This window comes from Nonomuraea sp. NPDC049152 (genome assembly GCF_040648355.1).
In the GTDB taxonomy this organism is placed as follows: domain Bacteria; phylum Actinomycetota; class Actinomycetes; order Streptosporangiales; family Streptosporangiaceae; genus Nonomuraea.
Window position 1 is genome coordinate 37,613 of the sequence record NZ_JBEZDO010000029.1, and the last position, 16,037, is coordinate 53,649.

General features: G+C 70.3%; 13 protein-coding genes and 2 pseudogenes. 4 read left to right on the plus strand and 11 right to left on the minus strand.

What is annotated here, in order from left to right:
- Positions 1-104 precede the first annotated feature (104 nt).
- Both AB0B45_RS38745 and cydB read left to right on the plus strand, forming a co-directional pair.
- On the plus strand, positions 105-1,445 hold the full coding sequence (locus AB0B45_RS38745) for a cytochrome ubiquinol oxidase subunit I (protein ID WP_358141471.1): 1,341 nt from the start codon (positions 105-107) through the stop codon (positions 1,443-1,445).
- Between the two features lie 10 nt (positions 1,446-1,455).
- Positions 1,456-2,406 carry a cytochrome d ubiquinol oxidase subunit II gene (gene cydB, locus AB0B45_RS38750; RefSeq protein WP_358141474.1) on the plus strand — a complete coding sequence of 317 codons (951 nt, stop codon included), beginning with the start codon at positions 1,456-1,458 and terminating at the stop codon, positions 2,404-2,406.
- On the opposite strand, the pseudogene AB0B45_RS38755 reads toward cydB, so the two are convergent.
- Positions 2,350-2,658 (minus strand): annotated as a pseudogene (locus tag AB0B45_RS38755) (ABC transporter ATP-binding protein); the annotation flags it as partial. The gene cydB and the pseudogene AB0B45_RS38755 overlap by 57 nt on opposite strands.
- Before the next feature lie 390 nt (positions 2,659-3,048).
- The gene (locus AB0B45_RS38760; protein WP_358141477.1) at positions 3,049-4,764 is read right to left on the minus strand and encodes a M4 family metallopeptidase; all 1,716 of its coding nucleotides are present in this window, start codon (positions 4,762-4,764) and stop codon (positions 3,049-3,051) included.
- Between the two features lie 103 nt (positions 4,765-4,867).
- Here AB0B45_RS38760 and AB0B45_RS38765 point away from each other — a divergent pair.
- A pseudogene (locus tag AB0B45_RS38765) lies at positions 4,868-5,275 on the plus strand (MFS transporter); the annotation flags it as partial.
- Between the two features lie 97 nt (positions 5,276-5,372).
- A complete protein-coding gene (locus AB0B45_RS38770) occupies positions 5,373-6,101 on the plus strand; it encodes an MFS transporter (RefSeq protein WP_358141480.1) in 729 nt (242 codons plus the stop codon).
- Here the strand turns inward: AB0B45_RS38770 and AB0B45_RS38775 are convergent.
- The 9 genes from AB0B45_RS38775 to AB0B45_RS38815 all read right to left on the minus strand — a co-directional run bounded on the left by AB0B45_RS38775 (position 6,091) and on the right by AB0B45_RS38815 (position 15,978).
- Positions 6,091-6,489 (minus strand): hypothetical protein, encoded by a 399-nt coding sequence (locus AB0B45_RS38775; RefSeq protein WP_358141483.1) that lies wholly within the window; start codon positions 6,487-6,489, stop codon positions 6,091-6,093. The two genes, AB0B45_RS38770 and AB0B45_RS38775, sit on opposite strands and share 11 nt — an antisense overlap.
- Before the next feature lie 35 nt (positions 6,490-6,524).
- Positions 6,525-7,538, minus strand: coding sequence for a leucine-rich repeat domain-containing protein (locus tag AB0B45_RS38780; RefSeq protein WP_358141486.1), 1,014 nt, complete (start codon positions 7,536-7,538; stop codon positions 6,525-6,527).
- Positions 7,535-9,892, minus strand: a complete 2,358-nt coding sequence (cutA, locus tag AB0B45_RS38785) for an aerobic carbon-monoxide dehydrogenase large subunit (RefSeq protein ID WP_358141489.1) — start codon at positions 9,890-9,892, stop codon at positions 7,535-7,537. The genes AB0B45_RS38780 and cutA overlap by 4 nt, the downstream gene beginning before the upstream one ends.
- The gene (locus AB0B45_RS38790) at positions 9,889-10,371 is read right to left on the minus strand and encodes a (2Fe-2S)-binding protein (RefSeq protein WP_358141492.1); all 483 of its coding nucleotides are present in this window, start codon (positions 10,369-10,371) and stop codon (positions 9,889-9,891) included. The genes cutA and AB0B45_RS38790 overlap by 4 nt, the downstream gene beginning before the upstream one ends.
- On the minus strand, positions 10,361-11,224 hold the full coding sequence (locus tag AB0B45_RS38795; RefSeq protein ID WP_358141495.1) for a xanthine dehydrogenase family protein subunit M: 864 nt from the start codon (positions 11,222-11,224) through the stop codon (positions 10,361-10,363). The genes AB0B45_RS38790 and AB0B45_RS38795 overlap by 11 nt, the downstream gene beginning before the upstream one ends.
- Positions 11,221-12,579, minus strand: a complete 1,359-nt coding sequence (locus tag AB0B45_RS38800; protein ID WP_358141498.1) for a solute carrier family 23 protein — start codon at positions 12,577-12,579, stop codon at positions 11,221-11,223. Before AB0B45_RS38800 ends, AB0B45_RS38795 begins: the two co-directional genes overlap by 4 nt.
- A 206-nt stretch (positions 12,580-12,785) precedes the next feature.
- Positions 12,786-14,096, minus strand: coding sequence for a solute carrier family 23 protein (locus AB0B45_RS38805; RefSeq protein WP_358141502.1), 1,311 nt, complete (start codon positions 14,094-14,096; stop codon positions 12,786-12,788).
- A gap of 81 nt (positions 14,097-14,177) precedes the next feature.
- Positions 14,178-14,387, minus strand: a complete 210-nt coding sequence (locus AB0B45_RS38810; protein WP_358141505.1) for an RNA-binding S4 domain-containing protein — start codon at positions 14,385-14,387, stop codon at positions 14,178-14,180.
- A 10-nt stretch (positions 14,388-14,397) separates the two neighbouring features.
- The gene (locus AB0B45_RS38815; RefSeq protein ID WP_358141508.1) at positions 14,398-15,978 is read right to left on the minus strand and encodes a PucR family transcriptional regulator ligand-binding domain-containing protein; all 1,581 of its coding nucleotides are present in this window, start codon (positions 15,976-15,978) and stop codon (positions 14,398-14,400) included.
- Positions 15,979-16,037 lie beyond the last annotated feature (59 nt).

The window sequence follows — 16,037 nt, forward strand, 5'->3', positions numbered from 1 at the left end:
CTGTGACGAAGATCGCAGCGTATCCCCGTCGCTTTGCTCTACAGCTCGTAGTACTACTTTTAGTAGAACTACAACTCGTAGAGCTCCAAGCCCGTGAGGGGAAGATGGACGCGCTTGATCTGGCACGGTGGCAGTTCGGGGTCACCACCGTGTACCACTTTCTGTTCGTACCGTTGACGATCGGTCTCGGCGTCTTCGTCGCCGGACTCCAGACCGCCTGGCACCGCACAGGCAAGGAGCACTATCTGCGCCTGACGAAGTTCTTCGGGAAGCTCTTTCTGATCAACTTCGCGATGGGCGTGGTGACGGGCATCGTGCAGGAGTTCCAGTTCGGCATGAACTGGAGCGAGTACTCCGTGTTCGTGGGCGACGTCTTCGGCGCTCCGCTGGCGCTGGAGGCGCTGCTCGCCTTCTTCATGGAGTCGACGTTCCTGGGACTGTGGATCTTCGGTTGGGACAAACTGCCGAAGCGGGTCCATCTGGCCACCATCTGGGCGGCGGTGATCGGCTCGAACATCTCCGCCTACTTCATCCTCGCCGCCAACGCGTGGATGAAGCACCCCGTCGGCTACGAGGTGGTGGACGGCAAGGCGCGGATGACCGACCTGTGGGCGGTGCTGACCAACTCCACCGCGCTCGCCCAGGTGCCGCACGTGATCGCGGCCAGCTTCATCGTGGCGGGCGGCTTCGTGCTGGCGGTCAGCGGCTACCGGCTGCTCAAGGGCGACATCACCTTCAGGAGCCCGCTGCGCGGCGCGCTCGTCATGACAGCGATCGCCGGGGCCGTCGTGGCCGGCACGGGCGACATGTCGGCCAAGCTGATGTACGAGCAGCAGCCGATGAAGCTGGCCGCCGCCGAGGGCCTGACCCACGACACCAAGGGCGCGCCCTTCCACGTGCTGCCGGGCGTCGAGATCCCCAAGCTGCTCAGCTTCCTGTCGGCCAACGACTTCGAGGCCACCGTCCAGGGCACCGAGGACGTCCAGCGCCGACTGGAGCAGCGGTTCGGCCCCGGCGACTACCGGCCTGACCAGCAGGTCGTCTTCTGGTCCTACCGGGTGATGCTCAGCTTCGGACTGTCGACCGTGGGCCTGTCGGTGCTCGGCCTGTGGCTGACCCGCAGGCGCAGGCAGGTACCGCCGTGGTACGCCAGGGCGCTGCTGCTGGCGCTCCCGCTGCCGCTGCTCGCGATCATCGCAGGGTGGCTGCTCAGCGAGATCGGGCGGCAGCCGTGGACGGTGGCGGGCGAACTGCTCACCGCCTCCAGCGTCTCGCCGGGGGTGTCTCTGGCCGAGGTGGCCACCTCGCTGACGCTGTTCACCCTCGTGTACGGCGTGCTGGCGGTGGCCGAGGCCGTCCTGCTGGTCAGGAGCGTCAAGAAGGGTCCCGAACAGCTTCCCGCGCCGGCCCCCGAGCGGGTGCGCGAGCCCTCGCTCATGTACTGAGGAGAGCACAGTGATCGATATCTGGTTCGTCATCATCGCCTTCCTCTGGACCGGCTACTTCGTCCTCGAGGGCTTCGACTTCGGGGTCGGCATGCTGTCGCCGTTCCTCGGCGGGAACGAGGGGCAGCGCAAGCAGATCCTGCAGACCATCGGCCCCGTGTGGGACGGCAACGAGGTCTGGCTGATCACCGCGGTGGGCGCGATGTTCGCCGCCTTCCCCGCCTGGTACGCCGGCTTCCTCAGCTCCTTCTACCTGCCGCTCACGCTGGTGCTGGCCGGGCTGATCGTGCGCGGCGTGGCGCTGGAGTGGCGCGGCAAGCTGGAGCACGCCTCCGACCGGGCATGGGCCGACGTGGGCATCCTGGTCGGCAGCGCGCTGCCCGCCTTCCTGTGGGGCGCCGTCTTCGCCGACGTGCTGCTGGACAGCGGCGTCGCCGCCCTGGTGGGCGGCGCGTTCTCGCTGGCGGTCACCCTGCTGCACGGCGCGGTGTTCCTGGCGCTCAGGACCGAGGGCCAGGTACGGCGGCGCGCCCGCGCCGCCGCGATGGGCGCCGTCTTCGCCGTCATCCCGCTGGCGATCGTCGCCCTGCCCGCCATCCCCGGCGAAGGCGACCTCTCCGTGTGGGTCGCCGCGGGCGGCGCGATGGCGCTGCTGGCCGCGGGCGGCTCGCTGATCTGGCGGCGCAGGGAGGGCTGGGCGTTCGCCGCCACGGCCGGGGCGATCGTCCTGACCTCGGCCGCGCTGTTCGGGATGCTGGCGGCCAGGCCGCTGCCCGGGCTGACGCTGGCCGAGGCCGCCTCGGGCCCGTACACGCTCAACGTGCTGACCTGGATCGGCCTGGCCATCCTGCCCTTCGTGCTGGGCTACCAGGGCTGGACGTACTGGGTGTTCAGGAAGCGGATCTCAGCCCCTGGCGGCGCCGCCCAGGTAGAGGGCGCCCAGGCGGGGATCGGCCACTAGGTCGCGCGCGGACCCGGAGATGTGGACCGTGCCGAGGTCGAGCACGCAGCCGACGTCGGCCATCTCCAGGGCCCTTCGCGCGTTCTGCTCGACGAGCAGGACGGCGACGCCGGTGCGGCGCATCAGGTCGATCTGGTCGAAGACGGTCTGGATGGTCCTGGGGTCCAGGCTCATCGAAGGCTCGTCGAGCAGCACCGCCTTGGGCTCCAGCATCAGCGCGCGGGCGAACTCCACCTGCTTCTGCTGCCCGCCCGAACAGCAGGCCCGCGATGCTCCCCCACCGCTCGCCGACGACGGGGAAGAGCTCCTTCACCCGCTCGGCACGCCGGTTCAGCAGCGCGTGGTCGCGCACGGTGAAGCCACCGAGCAGGACGTTCTCGGCGACGGTCATCTCGCGGAAGACGCTGTGGCCCTGCAGCACGTGCTCCAGGCCCCTGGTCAGCAGGTCCTGCGGCGAGCGGCCCGTGACGTCCTCGCCCGACAGGACGACCGTGCCCGAGCGGGGGCCAGCAGGCCGCTGGCCACCTTGAGCACGGTGGACTTGCCCGGGCGCAGTACCGGCTCGCCACGCTGAAGCTCCCCTGACCGCACGCCCGGCGGGTCGCCCCGGGGCCCTGGCTGCCCCGGAGCGACCCTGGCCCGCTACTCGATGCCAACCGCCGCGTACGCCGCCGTGATCGCGGTCAGCACGGGCTCGAGCTGCCTGGGGCTTCCGGCGAGGTACACCTTCGCCACGTCCCGCAGCGCCACGGGCACGTCGGCGAAGTCGGCGAGCCTGCTCAGCCGCACCATCGCCAGGTAGACGAGCACGAGCCAGTCCCTGGCGTCCAGGACCGGCGTCCCCTCGGGCGTGGTGGAGGTGAGCAGCAGGTGCGCGGCCTTGTTGGGGATGCCGCTGTTGGTGTGGACGCCGCCGTTGTCGGCCCTGGTGCGCACGAAGTCGCGCATGTGTGCCGGCTGGCCGAAGGCCGCGGGGTCGCTGAGCGAGCGCAGCCCCTCGCCCGTCGGGCGCCAGCCGGCCCCGAGCTCCCAGGTCCAGGTGTCGGTCCGCTCCTGTGCCGCGGCCTCGTACCAGTTCTTGATCGCGATCCCGAAGACGTCGGCGAAGGACTCGTTGAGCGCCCCCGCCTGGTCCTGATACACCAGGCCGCTGGAGCTCTCGATGACGCCGTGGGTGAGCTCGTGCCCGATCACGTCGAGGAAGCGGGCGGTGCTCACCAGGACTCCCGCCGGGTTGCGCATCTGGCCGTACCACATGCGGCCCTTCCACCAGGCGGCGTTGCGCCACTCGGGCCCCTCACCGACCGTGCAGTTGATGACCGAGGTGAGCGCCATCCCCTGGTCGTCGATGCTGTCGCGGCTGAGGACGCTCCGGTAGAAGTCGAAGACCCTTGTCGCGTTGGCGTGGGCGGAGACCGCGCCCTTGAACTTCTCCCCCAGGTCGGGGTCGGCCGCCTGGACGGGGTCGGGTAACGGCGGGTTCTCGTTGAGGTCGGCCAGGGCCAGGTCGTGGGTGACGATGTTCCTGAGCTTGTCGCGCAGGGCGAAGGCGCCGGCCAGCTTGTCGCCCCAGATGCGGTCGACGAGCGTGCCGTTCTCGTCGAAGCCGCGCAGTTTGGTCGGGATGTCGACCGTGGGCGTGACGCCGAAGTGGTAGAGGATCGTGCCGTCCTCGGCGTCCACCAGGTAGTCGACCTGCGGGTCGAGGTCGCGGGGCGAGGGGTCCTCCATGCCGTGCCCGTTGACGCCCGCCCGGCCGTCGGGGGAGGTCCTGGCCTCGGGCAGGACGGCGGGCAGCCCGTGCAGATGCCAGGCCAGGTGCCACGTGCCCGCCTCGTCGAGGTAGTAGGTGAGGCTGGGCGGCGCCGTACCGGCCTCTTCGAGAGCGGCGCCGGTGGCCTCGGCCACGCGGGCCAGCGCGGCCGACGGGTCGATGGCGGGAGCGCCGGGCGCGCCGAGGACCTCGGTGAGCCGCGCGTCCATGGCGACGAGCTCCCTGGCCTGGTCGAGTTCGACGAGCACGTCGCTGCCGAAGATCGGGATCCGCGCGTGGGTCTGGTCGAAGCGCACGAGCGTGGTGCCCGAGGCGGGCGTCTGGCGAGAGGACCTGAGCGCCAGATCGGGCACCCTGGCGGGCGACTCCGTTGCCAGCGCGGCCCTGAAGCCCGGGGCGGAGGCGTCCTCGGCGAGCTTGTGGTCGAGGTAGAACCTGGCGGCGGCCTCGTTGGAGGTGAAGCGTGGCGCGACGGCCTCGAGCCCCGGCGCGACGCCGGTGAACGCGCCCGGCGGCCTGGGCCTGCCCCCTGCGTCGGGGTCGTCGGCGATGTGGTAGCGCATCCGGTCGAAATGCCGGCTCATGGCGCTCCCCCCTACGTGAGTTGAAGACTTGTGGCGTCATCGTGAGCCGCCGGGGCGGCTTTGTCATGAGTAGGGGCAGACCAGGTCTGGTTTGATATGGCGAATGGGTCTCTTACGGCATCGCGGCTTCGTGCTCCTGTTCGGCGCGGACACCATCAGTCAGGTCGGCACGCAGGTCAGCATGGTGGCCCTGCCGCTGGTGGCGGTCGTGGCGTTGCACGCCTCGCCGTTCGAGACGGGCCTGCTGGTCGCGGCCGAGACCGCCGCTTTCCTGCTCATCGGGCTGCCGGCGGGGGTGTGGGTGGACAGGCGGCCCCGCCGCCCGATCCTGATCATCGGCGACCTGGCGCGGGCCTTCCTGCTGGCCTCGGTGCCGGTCGCCTGGTGGCTGGGCGTGCTGTCGATGCCGCAGCTCTACGTGGTTGGCCTGTGCGTCAGCGTGGCCACCGTCTTCTTCGACGTCGCCTACCAGAGCTACCTGCCGTCGCTGGTCGAACGCGAGCAGATCGTGGAGGGCAACGCCAAGCTGGAGATCGTCCGCTCGGGCGCGCAGGTGGCCGGTCCTGGCGCGGCGGGCTGGCTGGCTGGTCCAGCTCGTCACGGCGCCGGTGGCGATCGTGGTCGACGCGATCAGTTTCCTGCTGTCGGGTCTGCTGCTGGCGGGCATCAGGTCCGACAGGGACGTCCCCGCCCGCGACGAGCGGCGCGGCCTGGTCAGGGAGATCGGCGAGGGTCTGGCGTTCGTGCTGCGGCACCCGATCCTGCGCATGATCGCCGCCTGCACGGCCAGCGCCAACCTGGCCAACGCCATGAACAACGCGCTCTCCGTGCTCTTCCTCATCAACGTCGTCGGCATCACGCCGGGGGTGATGGGGTTGCTGTTCTCGGTCGCGGGCGTCGGCGGTCTGGTGGGCGCCGCGCTGGTCGGCCCGATGTCGAGGTGGGCCGGCTCGGCCAGGACGATCTGGCTGTCGAGTCTGCTCACGACGCCGTTCATCCTGCTGGTGCCGTTGGCCGCGCAGGGCTGGCGGCTCGGCCTGTACGCCTTCGCCTGGTTCGTGGTGAGCGTGGGCATCGTCGTCTACAACGTGTCGCAGGTCAGCTTCCGACAGGCGATCACCCCCGACCATCTGCTGGGCAGGATGAACGCGACGATGCGGTTCATCGTGTGGGGCACGCTGCCACTGGGCGCGCTCATCGGCGGCGTCCTCGGCGAGCACCTGGGTGTGCTGCCCGCCGTGTGGATCGCCTGCGCGCTGACGCCGCTGTCGGTGATCCCGCTGCTGCTGTCGCCGCTGCGGAGGATGCGCGATCTGCCCGAGCCGGTCAGCCCTTGACCCTGTGGTCCTTCAGGTGCAGGTCGCCGCCGAGCCTGCGCTGCACGCGCTCCAGCACGGCCCTGCTGGACAGGGCGGTCCACAGCGGGCCGACCAGGTGCGGGTTGTACTCGGGCGCGGTGTCCATCCACGCGTCCTTGCCCTCCTGGGTGGTGAACGTGGTGAGGAAGAACTCGCCGTCGCCGGTCTCGCAGTGTCCCTGCCTGAGGTCGCCGGCGTCGATCTGGATGTGAGGCGTGCACCCGGCCTTGGCGGCCAGTTGCTCGACGGTCAGCGACTGGGCGGCGGCCACGTACCCGCCGCCACCGTTGCCACCGTTGCCGCCGCCGTCTCCTGGTGAGCAGGCCGCGAGCACCAGCACGAAAGCCGCTATGCGGAGATAAGTCATCACGTCTGGAGGTACGCGCCCCTCCTCGTCGGAGTTCAGCGCAGCACCACGCAGCCGCGCGCCTCCAGTGCCCGCAGGACGGCGTCGCCGCCGTCGAGCTTGTTCCACCGCAGATCCAGCTTCTCCAGCGCGGGCAGCTCGGCTAACTGGGACGGGACCGTCCGCAGCCTGTTGCCGCGCAGGTCGAGGTGCCTCAGCCCGGCCAGGCTCCCGATCCGGCCCGGCACCTCCGTCAGGTGGTTGTTGCGCAGGTCGAGCAGGCGCAGCGCGTCGGGCAGCGGCGGCAGCCTGGTCAGCCGGTTGCCCTGCAGGTGCAGCTCGCGCAGCTCGGTCAGGCCGCCGACGGTCTCGGGCAGCGTGGTCAGCCTGTTGTTGTAGAGCCGCAGCTCCTTCAGCGCCGCCATCCCGCCGATCGAGTCGGGCAGCTCGGTGAGCTCGTTGTCGGTCAGGTTGAGGTAGGCCAGGCCGCTCAGCTTCCCCAGCGACTCGGGCACCGAGGTGAAGGCGTTGTCGCTGAGATAGAGGTAGTCGGTCAGGTGCAGCTCGCCGATCGCAGGAGGGATCTCCCGCAGGGCGTTGTGGCCCAGGTCGAGCATCCGCAGGCGGGACAGGCCGCCGATCGCGTCCGGCACCGAGGTCAGCCGGTTCTCGGCCAGGTTGAGCGACTCCAGCCCCTCCAGCCTCCACACCGTGTCGGGCACCCGCGTCAGCCGGTTGCCGCCCGCCGCCAGGTGTCTCAGCGGGCCGAGGTCGGTGGGCAGGTCCTCCAGGGCGTTGCCGTACACGAAGAGGCTCTCCAGGTACGGCGGGCACGCGGGCAGCTCGGCGAGCCTGTTGCCGTCGAGGTGCAGCGCCCTGAGCGAGGGCGGCAGCGCGGGCAGCGAGGTGAGCAGGTTGCCGTCGAGACGCAGCTCCTCCAGCCGGGCCAGCTCACCCACCCGGGCGGGCAGCTCGGTCAGCCGGTTCCAGGCCAGGTCGATCAGACGGACGTCGTCGGCCACGACGGGCAGCTCGGTCAGGCCCGCCGACGGCGCTCGAAGCTCGCTCACCCTCCGGATCTTAGATGGAACAGCTCCGACGGCGAGATCGGCATCCTGTCGATCGCCAGGCCCTCCGCGTCCTCGATCGCGCCGGCGATCACCGCGGCCACCGGGATGACGCCCGCCTCGCCCGCGCCCTTGATGCCGAGCGGGTTGAGCGGCGAGGGCGTCTCCAGGTGGTCGGTCTCGATGCGCGGGACCTCCGTGGCGTACGGCATGAGGAAGTCCATGAACGAGGCGTTGAGCAGCTGGCCGTGCGAGTCGTAGACCATCCGCTCGTACAGCGCCCCGCCCACGCCCTGGGCGACGCCGCCGTGGATCTGCCCCTCGACGATCATCGGGTTGATGAGCTTGCCGCAGTCGTGGACGACGGCGTAGCGCAGGATGCGGATCTCGGCGGTGTCCTTGTCGGTCTCGACGATCGCGGCGTGCATGCCGGCGGCGAAGGTGGAGCGCAGCGGCGAGTAGTAGTCGCGGCCCTCCAGCCCCGGCTCGTCGCCCTCGGCGACGGGCGGTTTGTCGTAGGAGGCGCCGCCGCCGGAGAACTGGGTCGCCTTGGCGGTCTCGGCGTCGAAGGAGTAGCGCAGCGGGTTGGACAGGACCGCCACCGTGGACAGCGGGATGGAGGCGGCCGGCGCGCCGACCACGTGGACGAGCCCGTCGGTGATCTCCAGGTCGCCCGGATCGGCCTCCAGGGCCTCCGCCGCGATCCGCAGCGCCTTCTCCCGCACCTTCCTGCAGGCCAGGGCGATCGCGTTACCGCTGACGACGGCGGCGCGCGAGGCGAAGGTGCCCACGGCGTACCCGAACCTGCGGGTGTCGCCGGTGACGACGGAGACCCGCTCGATCGGCACGCCGAGCTCGGTGGCCGCGATCTGGGCGAACACCGTCTCGTGGCCCTGGCCCTGCGAGGTGAGCCCCGTGGACACGTGCACCCGCCCATCGGAGGTGATCTGCACGTGCCCGCCCTCGTAGGGACCCACTCCCGTGCCCTCGACGTAGCAGCCGACGCCGATGCCGATTCCCGGCCGCTTCTCGAAGGTGTCCCAGCCGATGAGCCGCTTCAGCAGGGCGAGCATCGCCGGGTAGTCGCCGCTGTCATAGATCAGCGGCCGGCCGTCCTGGAAGATCATGCCCTGGTCGTAGGGGAAGTCCTCGGGCTGGATGAAGTTGGCGGCCCGCACCTCGGTGCGGTCCTTGCCGAGATACTGGGCGATCTTGTCCATCGTCCGCTCCATGCAGAACACGCCCTGCGGGCGGCCCGCGCCCCGATACGGCGTGACCTGCACGGTGTTGGTGTAGATCGAGGTGAACTCGACCCGGTACGCGCCGATCTTGTAGGGGCCGAGCAGCTGCGTCGAGGTGACGATCGGCACGATGATCCCGTACGGCGTGTACGCGCCGTGGTCGTGCATGATCGTCACGTCCAGGCCGAGGACGTGGCCCTCGTCGTCGAAGCCGACCCGCACGTACTGCACCTGGCCGCGCTCGTGCGCGGAGGAGATGAAGTGCTCGCGCCTGTCCTCGGTCCATTTCAGCTCGCGGCCGAGCAGCATCGCCGCCCACGGCACCAGGATCTCCTCGGGCCACGGGTGCACGATCTTCACGCCGAACCCGCCGCCGACGTCGGGCGCGATCACCTCGACGTGCGGGAGCGGCAGGTCGAGCTTGGCGGCGATGGCCATCCTGACGCTGGTGGAGGTCTGGGTGGAGGAGTAGACGCGCAGGTCGGTGCCGTCCCATCTGGCGTGCACGCCGCGCCCCTCCAGCGGCGTGCACGCGCTGCGCTCGATGTCGAGCCTGAAGGCCAGCGTGTGGGGGGCGGTCTCGATGGCCTCGCGGGCGTTCTCCCCGGCCCTGGACGGCACCTCCTGCACCAGGTGCGCGCCGACGTTTCCCGGCACGTCGTCGTGGACGAGCGCGGCGCCGTGGGCGGCCTCCTCGATGCCGACGACCGCCTTGAGCAGTTCGTAGTGGACGTGGATGCGCGCGCAGGCGTCCTCGGCGAGGTAGCGGTCCTCGGCGACGACCATGACGACGGGCTCGCCGACGTGCCTGACGAACTCCTTGGCCAGGGCGTAGGCCGTGCGGCCGTGGGTGAGCGCGGGGTGCGGGATGAGCAGCGGGAGCGGCTCGGCGACGCGACCTGGCAGGTCCTCCCACGTGTAGACGGCGACCAGCCCTTCGACGTCGAGCGCGCCGGAGACGTCGATGTCGAGGATGCGGGCGTGCGCGTGCGGGGAGCGGACGAACGCCACGGCCAGCGCGTCGCGACCGAGGTCGTCGAGGAAGCGGCCCTGCCCGGTGAGCAGGCGGGGGTCCTCCTTGCGCTGGACCCGCTCGCCGAACAGCCGCGTCGTCATCGGCCCTCCTCCTCCGCGATCAGCTCGGCCGCCCGGTGGACGGACTTGATGATGTTCTGGTAGCCCGTGCATCTGCACAGGTTCCCCGAGATCCCTTCCAGGACCTCCTCGTCGGTGGGCGCGGGGTTGTCCCTCAGCAGCGCGGTGGCCGTGCAGAGGAAGCCGGGGGTGCAGAAGCCGCACTGCAGCCCGTGGCACTCGGCGAAGGCCCGCTGCACGGGCGACATCCCTTCGGGTCCCGCCAGGCCCTCGACGGTGGTGATCTCCCTGCCGTCGACGGTCACCGCGAACGTCAGGCACGAGCGCACGGGCTCGCCGTCGAGCAGCACCGTGCAGCAGCCGCAGACGCCGTGCTCGCAGCCCACATGGGTGCCGGTCAGCCCGAGGTCGTGGCGCAGGCAGTCGCACAGCAGCCGTCGCGCGGGCACGTCGACCCGCTGGGCGACGCCGTTGACGATCAGCGTGATCTCATGCCGCATTTCTCGCCGCCTCTGTCAGCGCCCGCATGGCCAGCACCCCTACCAGGTGCCTGCGGTACTCGGCGGTCGCGTGGATGTCCGCCTCCGGTTCGGTCCTGTCCTGTACGGCCCGCGCCACGCCCGCCCAGTCGACGGTCGAGGCGGGCCTGTGCTCGCACTCCTGGCTCACGTCGGCCACGATCGGGACGTGCCCGACGCCGATGCACGCCACCTTCGCGCTCGCCACCCGCAGGTCCTCGTCGAGCCGGACGAGCGCGGCGACGCCCGCCAGCGCGTAGTCGCCGTGGCGCCTGGCCACCTCGGCGAAGGCGGTGCCCGTCCGCTCGGGCAGCGCGGGGAAGTAGGCCGAGACGGCCAGCTCGCCGGGCTCCAGCGCCGACTCCAGCGGCCCGGTGAAGAACTCGCTCGCGGGCACGTCGCGCATGACGTCGAGGCGGGCCAGCCGGATGGTGCCGTCGAGCAGCGCCAGCACGGCGGGCAGTTCGGCGGCGGGGTCGGCGTGCACGAGGCTGCCGACGACGGTGCCGCGGTTGCGGATCACCGGGTGAGCCACCAGCTTGAGCGCCTGGCGCAGCAGCGGCTGCGCCCGCGCGACCTCGGCCGAGCGCTCCACCTGGGAGTGGCGGGCCAGTGCGCCGACGCGCACGCCCGCCCCCTCGGCCCCGAAGGGTTCGAGGGCTTCGATCCTGTTGATGTCGATCAGCTGCTCGGGCGCGGCCAGGCGCATGTTGAGCAGCGGGATCAGGCTCTGGCCTCCGGCCAGCACCTTGCCGTGCGCCCCTGCCTCGGCGAGGGCCTCGATGGCCTCGCCGAGGTCGCGGGGCGCGTGGTAGACGAACGGGGCGGGTTTCACCCGGTGCGCTCCCTCACTGCCTGCGTCCTGGAGCCGGCGATCACGCGCAGCAGGTGGTAGCCGCCCACCACCACGATGGTGCCGAGCGCGATGCCCTCCAGGGTGAAGTCGCTGCTGATCACGTGCTTGACCGGTCCGATCGCCATGATGATGCCCGCGCCGATCGGGACCATGTTGACGGGGTCGGAGAAGTCCACCCTGTTCTCGATCCAGATCTTCGCGCCGAGAAGGCCGATCATGCCGTACAGGATGACGGTGACGCCGCCGAGCACGCCACCGGGCGTGGCGGCGACCAGCGCGCCGAACTTCGGGCAGAGCCCGAACAGGATCGCGATGACGCCCGCGATGTAGTAGGCGGCCGTCGAGTAGACGCGGGTGGCCGCCATGACGCCGATGTTCTCGGCGTAGGTGGTGGTGGGCGAGCCGCCGACCGCACTCGTGATCATCGTGCCGATGCCGTCGGCGGCGACCGCGCGGCCCATGTAGGGGTCGACGTCGGTGCCCGTCATCTCGCCCACCGCCTTGACGTGGCCGATGTTCTCGGCGATCAGCGCGATGACCGCGGGCAGCACGAGCAGGGCGGCGGAGAACCTGATGTCGGGCAGGTGCATGTTCGGCAGCCCGATCCACTCGGCCTGCGCGACCGCGCCGAGGTTCACCCGCGGATGTGTGTCGATCTTGCCGGCGGCCGCGTTGAGGGCGGTGATGTTCCCGAAGACCTTGTCGGCCGCCCAGGACAGCACGAACCCCGCCACCAGCCCGATGAGGATGCCGACCCGGCCGATGAACCCCTTGAACGCCACGATCGCCACGAACGTGATCAACATCGTGACCAGCGCCATCCACTGGTCCTGCGGCCAGTAGACGTCGGCGACCACGAAGGCGAGGCCGAAGCCGATCAGCATGACCACCGCGCCGGTGACGACCGGCGGGAAGATCTTGTTGATGATCTGCACGCCCAGCACGTGGATCGCGACACCCGCCAGGAACAGCACGAACCCGGCGACGAGGATGGCGCCCGTCACGATGGCGTCGACGCCCGCCGTGTCACCGCCGAACAGAGCCCTGATCGCCAGCACGCCGCCGACGAAGGAGGCGCTGGTGCCGAGATAGCTGGGGATCTTTCCCTTGACGATCAGCAGGAACAGGATCGTCGCGACGCCGGACATCATGATCGCGACATTCGGATCGAGGCCCATGACCAGCGGGAACACGAACGTCGCACCGAACATCGCGATCACGTGCTGCGCGCCGAACCCCACCATGCGAGGCCAGGAGAGTCGCTCGTCAGGCTTGACGACCTCTCCGGGGGCCAGATGTTTGCCGTCTCCGTGTTTCGTCCAACCCAAAACCATGAGAGCCCCTCTGTTCGCGCTCCATCGGTTCGGTGGCCGCCCCGCAGGCCGTTGCGGGCACATTAGGACGTCTCCGGCGGGCGTTCACCGGCATGATCTGCCAACTTTCTTCATCCCGTACGGCAAGCCGGGTCGTGCGCCGTCTGTGACCAACCGATACCGCACGCCGTACCCTTCCGCGAGGACGCCCACCCCCACCAGGGCTGTCAGTTCCTGTTGACGGCGCGCAGCCCGTGGTAGCCCGCCAGCAGGACGATCGTGCCGAGGGCGATGCCGCTGAGCGCGAAGGTGCCGGTCAGGGGGAACGCCACGGGCCCGATGGCGCAGATGATGCCCGCGCCGACCGGCACCAGGTTGACGGGGTCGTTCAGGTCGACCTTGTTCTCGATCCAGATCTTGGCCCCGAGCAGGCCGATCATGCCGTACAGGATCGTCGTCACGCCGCCGAGCACGCCGCCGGGCGTGGCCGCCACCAGCGCGCCGAACTTGGGGCACAGCCCGAACAGGATCGCGATCACGGCCGCCACGTAGTAGGCGGCCGTTGAGTAGACGCGAGTGGCCGCCATGACGCCGATGTTCTCGGCGTAGGTGGTGGTCGCGGGGCCGCCGACCGCGGTCGAGACGACCGTGCCGACGCCGTCGGCCATGACCGCCCGCCCCATGTACCCGTCGACGTCGGCGCCCGTCATCTCGCCGACCGCCTTGACGTGGCCGACGTTCTCCGCGATCAGCGCGATGACCACGGGCAGCACCAGCACGATGGCCGACACCTCGAACACCGGGCCGTGCAGCGTCGGCAGCCCGATCCAGTCGGCCTGGGCGACCGCGTCGAAGCTCACCCTGAAGTGCTCGGTGACCTTGCCGTCGCCACCCTGCGAGGTGATCGGCCCGCCCGTCCTGTCCCACACCCAGGACAGGACGAACCCGAAGACCAGGCCGAGCAGCACGCCGATCCGGCCGAGGAAGCCGCGGAGGACGCCGATGAACACGAACGTCGCGAGCATCGTGATGAGCGCCACCCACGGGTCCTGCGGCCAGTAGACGTCGGCCGCCACGTAGGCCATGCCGAACCCGATCAGCATGACGACCCCGCCGGTGACGATCGGCGGGAAGACCCTGTGGATGATCTGCACGCCCAGCAGGTGGATCACCAGTCCGGCCAGCGCGAGCACGACGCCGACCGCCAGCAGCGCCCCTGTCACGGTGCCGTCGCCGCCGCCCGCGGCCCTGATCGCCACGACCGCGCCGACGAACGACGCGCTCGACCCGACGTAGCTGGGGATCCTCCCCTTCACGATCAGCAGGAAGATGATCGTCGCGACACCCGACATCATCACGGCCAGGTTCGCGTCCAACCCCATCAGCAGGGGGAAGACGAACGTAGCGCCGAACATCGCGATCACGTGCTGCGCGCCGAATCCCACCATGCGCGGCCACGTCAGCCGCTCGTCGGGCTTGACCACCTCGCCGGGCGCCGGCGACTTCCCTTCGCCGTGCAGCTTCCATCCCAGCGCCATCGGACCACTTCCCAACCTGCGGTTATGTCTCCTACTTGATGTCGGAGAGAACCTTAGAGGCTGGGCCGGCGCGGCCTTTCATCAGGCAACGTGGATAGTGAACCCGTCGCCGCTGACAACCTGGCCGGACCTGATCTTGCAGGTCTTGCGGAGCTCGACCTCCCCGTCGACCAGCACCATCCCCTCGGCGATCAGGTGCTTGGCCATGCCGCCCGTCTCGGTGACGCCGCAGTACTTCAGCAGGTCGCACAGCGGGATGTAGTCGGAGTTGAGCTCGAAGTCCAGGTCCACGCAGGACAGCCTAGATGCCCCGCATGCGCAGCACGTGCAGGGCCAGGGTCAGGTTGAGCCGCAGGTGGGGGTCCTCGGTGAAGTTGCCGAGGAGCCGTTCGAGCTTGCCGATGCGGTAGCGCAGCGTGTTGTAGTGGAAGTGCAGCCTTCTGGCCGTCTCCGCGACGTTCAGGTTCGTCTCCAGCAGCACCTGCAGCGTCCTGCGCAGGTCGGCGTTCTCGGTGTCGTCGTCGGTGGCCAGCGGCCCGAGCGTCTCGCGCACGAAGGCGTGCAGCTCCGCGGTGTCGTTGACCAGCGACAGCAGCCGGTAGACGCCGAGCTGGTCGAAGTGCGCGACCGCGCCGGGCCCGTGCAGCTGGCGGCCGACCCTGGCCGCCTTCAGCGCCTGGCCGTAGGCCTCCGGCAGGCCGTCGGCGCCCGGGCAGGTGCGGCTGGTTCCGGTGGAGAAGGTGCCGACGGACAAGGCGTCGGCGAAGGCCCCGGCCGCGTCGCGGGCCACCTTCGCACTGTCGACGCCTGCGTCGACGACGGCGACCACCTCGTGGGAGAAGCCCGCGACCGCGCCGCGCTGGTCGTGGCGGCGCATGGCGGAGGTCCACGAGGCGACCAGGCGGTCCTGCGCGGTGCGCTCGTCGCACTCGGGATCGAGCTCGGCGACCAGGACGGTGACGGGGCGTTCGAGGTCCCAGCCGAAGGCGCGCGACCTGTTGGCGATGCGCTCGGCCGAGCCCGCCCTGCCGGTCAGCACGTCGCGCAGGAAGTCGGCGCGGTACTTGCTCTCGACCGCGTTGACCGCGTCCTGCCTGGTGATGACGAGCGCGGCGACCGTGGCGGCGCGTTCGAGGATGCCGATGTCGCTGTCGCGGATCGTGCCGGAAGGGCTGTGGGCGAGGATCCTGCCGTGGTGGTGGCCGCCCGCGACGACGGGGACGGAGGCGAAGTTCCCCGTACGGCCTGCCGTACCGGACAGCCTGCGCAGGGCGGCGACGTGCTCGGGCGGGCCCGCTGAGGCCAGCACCCTGCCCGCGACGTCGACGGCGGCGACGGCCACGTCCAGCAGGCCTGCGACCTCGGTGGTGACCTCGCCGAGCCCGCCTCCCGCCAGCACCACCTGGACCAGCGCCCGGTGCGCCTCCTCCGCGCGGACGAGCACGGCCGCCTGCCTGTTGAGGATGTCGGTGAGCACCTGGTTGAGGATGTCGTCGAAGCCGACGTCGTTGGGCAGCAGGATCAGCGGGAAGCCGAGCCTGTCGGCCTGGGCGACCATCTCGGCGGGCAGCTCGTCGACGTAGCGGCCCAGCTTGATAGCGAGCGCGGCCAGGCCGCGCTCGTCGAGGTCGGCGACCAGGCGGTCGAGCGACTGCGGGGTGTTGCGCAGCGGGTAGCCGGTGGTGAGCAGCAGCTCGTGCGGCTTTACCCAGGCGAGGACGTCGGGGACCTCCATGACGTTGAGCCGCTGGACGATCCGGTCGAGACCGGACTCCCCCGCGATCAGTGTGGCCTTCGCGAGCGTGGAGACGCCCAGCACCTCGCCCACCGAAACGCCGTGGATGATCGTTCCGGTGCTGGCCAGGCGGACAGGGGGCTCCATGAGGCGATTGTGACTGATGAACCGCTGTGTCAGGAAGAGCCAACCTTTTGACCGACTGT